The organism is Acidisphaera sp. S103 (genome assembly GCF_009765975.1).
In the GTDB taxonomy this organism is placed as follows: Bacteria; Pseudomonadota; Alphaproteobacteria; order Acetobacterales; family Acetobacteraceae; genus Rhodopila.
Map to the genome: position 1 here is coordinate 56,913 of NZ_LMUJ01000100.1, position 2,175 is coordinate 59,087.

Here is a 2,175-nt window from a genome sequence, read left to right on the forward strand (position 1 = left end):
ATATAGAAACTGAACCGACGAAGGAAGGGCACGGCGGGAGTTGGCGCGCGCTTTCTAGTCGATACGAGTGCAGCCTTCATAACGGTATAGTCCTCCAGGCCAGAAGCCCTGTCCCAACCGCAGGCCAGGTTGGTAGCGTTCGACGCTGAGGTCTCTGAAATCGATGGTGAGAAAGAACACTATCGCTCCGAAGCGCGCTTCCTGCTCATCCGATGATTTTCCCCCAACAATGGATAATACGACTACACGGCGGTCGGTTGTTTCGAAGATTGCTGTCGCGTCGCGTTTAGTGCGCGGTAAATCGTCGTCGATCACCTCATATCCCGTCGATGTTTGGTGGATTTCGAGACTGTCGCTTCTCCAGTCCATCGTAGCCCTGGGTTTGATAACCGGGCAGTGTATCGTCCTTTGCGCCCAGGCCGGATGACATATGATAAATGCGGCAGCCATGCCACTGGCGATCCAGCTAGCTTTTTTATGGCGATATGCTTCCTGCACCGACCTGCTTCCTTAAACGCCTTCAATCCTGCTTAGATCACGGGGGACGGCAATAAAACTATCTAGGCGATAACGCGCGGGCCGCGGACTGGCCCAACAATCTTAAATTCCGCACCAAAGCCAGCTTAGTCGCGGTATCGATAGACCGGCTTCTCACGTGTTGGTTCGGAGACGCCGAGACTCACGTCGCGGGCCGCCTAAGCCACTTTATGGTAAGTGGCGCACGGCCACGGACAACCGGCTTCCCTCGCCGCGCATCCCCAGGCGAACTCCCGTCGGGGCAGCCTGCCAGGGGTCGGGTCGGTCCCAGCGAATCCGAGAAGTAGGTTCGTCGGCGGGTGACCTCGAGGGGCCGACTGTCGACTTTGCTAGAGAGGCCACAGGGCATGTCCAGCCCACCACCACGCCAGCTTCTTCTGGAGTAAATCCCTCTATGACGATCAGGGCCAGGACGACGCGTCCGTACAGCGCGGATGCACTGAGGCTGCTCTCACGTTCAATTTCCACATTGCATTCGAATGCGTCGCCAAATTGACCAGAGGCCGATGACCAAATTGCATAAAGCAGTCAGTAAAGACTTACGCGCGGAGATTTCCGATCGATCAGGGTCCGGTCGCCCGTCAGAATGCACGAGAGAGTGGCGCGAACATAGGCGTCCCCGGCACGGCCCGATCCCGAAAGGCTGCAAGCCCAGCGCTGTAGAGCCGGGAGAAAGGGCGCCAGCGCGTACGATAGACTTCCGGCCGGATTCCTCCCTTCCGACAATATGACATTGTTGCTAATACCACACCGTCGGTCAAACCCATTAACTGGCTGCTGTGTAGTCATAACATTCTCCTATTTCTCGGCTTTGTTTCTTCACCGTTGTATTTGGAATCTGCGAGCCGTTTGTTCTAACCGAAAGTGAAAGCGTAAGCCCGAACACCGGTATCAAAGAACTCGATTTCAAAGGTTCGGTCTGCGACAGGACCGGCTTGCCGGATGAGCTGATACAGGCGCCCGTCTCGCACGCTTCCCCATCCCTCAGTATCTACATCGGAGCCATGGTCAGGTCCGGGGGCAGCGCCATCGAGTTTGACGCGAAAGCGAATGGTATGGCCGTCCGACGGAGGCTCTAGGACGAGGTGAAGATCGCGGGCGTGAAAGCGGTAAACGATGCCCCCAGATGCTTCGTTGAGCGTGGCGAACTCGCTCCCAACCGTCCAAGAGCCTGTCAGGCCCCATCGGTTCAGGGCAATCGCTTGAAGGGGTGTGGGATTCCGGCGCGGTCTGAAATACGATTCTTAGGGAGCCTCGTACCATGAGGTTTCCATGTCCGAACCCGGTTCACCGTGCTTTCTGACCCACTTCGCGGTGTTGCGGGATCCGCGCCAGGCGACGAAGGTGCTGTATCCGCTGGATGAAATCCTGTTGCTGATGCTCTGCGCCACGATCGCCGGCGCCGACGATTTCGTCGAGATCGGCCTGTGGGGCAGCGAGCATCAGGATTTTCTTCGCCGTTTCCTGCCCTATGAGCAGAGCATCCCGAGCCACGACACGTTGTGCGACGTGATCGCGGCGATCGATCCCGAGTTGTTCAAGAGCTGTTTCCTGGCCTGGGTGGACGGGTTGCGTACTGATGTTCCGGAGGTCATCGCGATCGACGGCAAGACCTCCCGCCGTAGTCACGACCGTCGT

At 57.7% G+C, this 2,175-nt stretch carries 4 protein-coding genes; 1 reads left to right on the plus strand and 3 read right to left on the minus strand.

Translation table 11 applies throughout. The features are described from left to right. Nucleotides 1-54: 54 nt before the first annotated feature. The 3 genes from GSQ89_RS32480 to GSQ89_RS32485 all read right to left on the minus strand — a co-directional run bounded on the left by GSQ89_RS32480 (nt 55) and on the right by GSQ89_RS32485 (nt 1,736). A complete protein-coding gene (locus GSQ89_RS32480; protein ID WP_158932257.1) occupies nt 55-498 on the minus strand; it encodes a hypothetical protein in 444 nt (147 codons plus the stop codon). Between the two features lie 567 nt (nt 499-1,065). Further along, nucleotides 1,066-1,326, minus strand: a complete 261-nt coding sequence (locus tag GSQ89_RS40365; protein ID WP_371734319.1) for a hypothetical protein — start codon at nt 1,324-1,326, stop codon at nt 1,066-1,068. Nucleotides 1,327-1,391: 65 nt separating this feature from the next. Next, nucleotides 1,392-1,736, minus strand: a complete 345-nt coding sequence (locus GSQ89_RS32485; protein WP_158932264.1) for a hypothetical protein — start codon at nt 1,734-1,736, stop codon at nt 1,392-1,394. Between the two features lie 73 nt (nt 1,737-1,809). Here GSQ89_RS32485 and GSQ89_RS32490 point away from each other — a divergent pair. Beyond that, a partial coding sequence (locus tag GSQ89_RS32490; protein WP_158932258.1) for an ISAs1 family transposase occupies nt 1,810-2,175 on the plus strand: 366 nt, incomplete at its 3' end.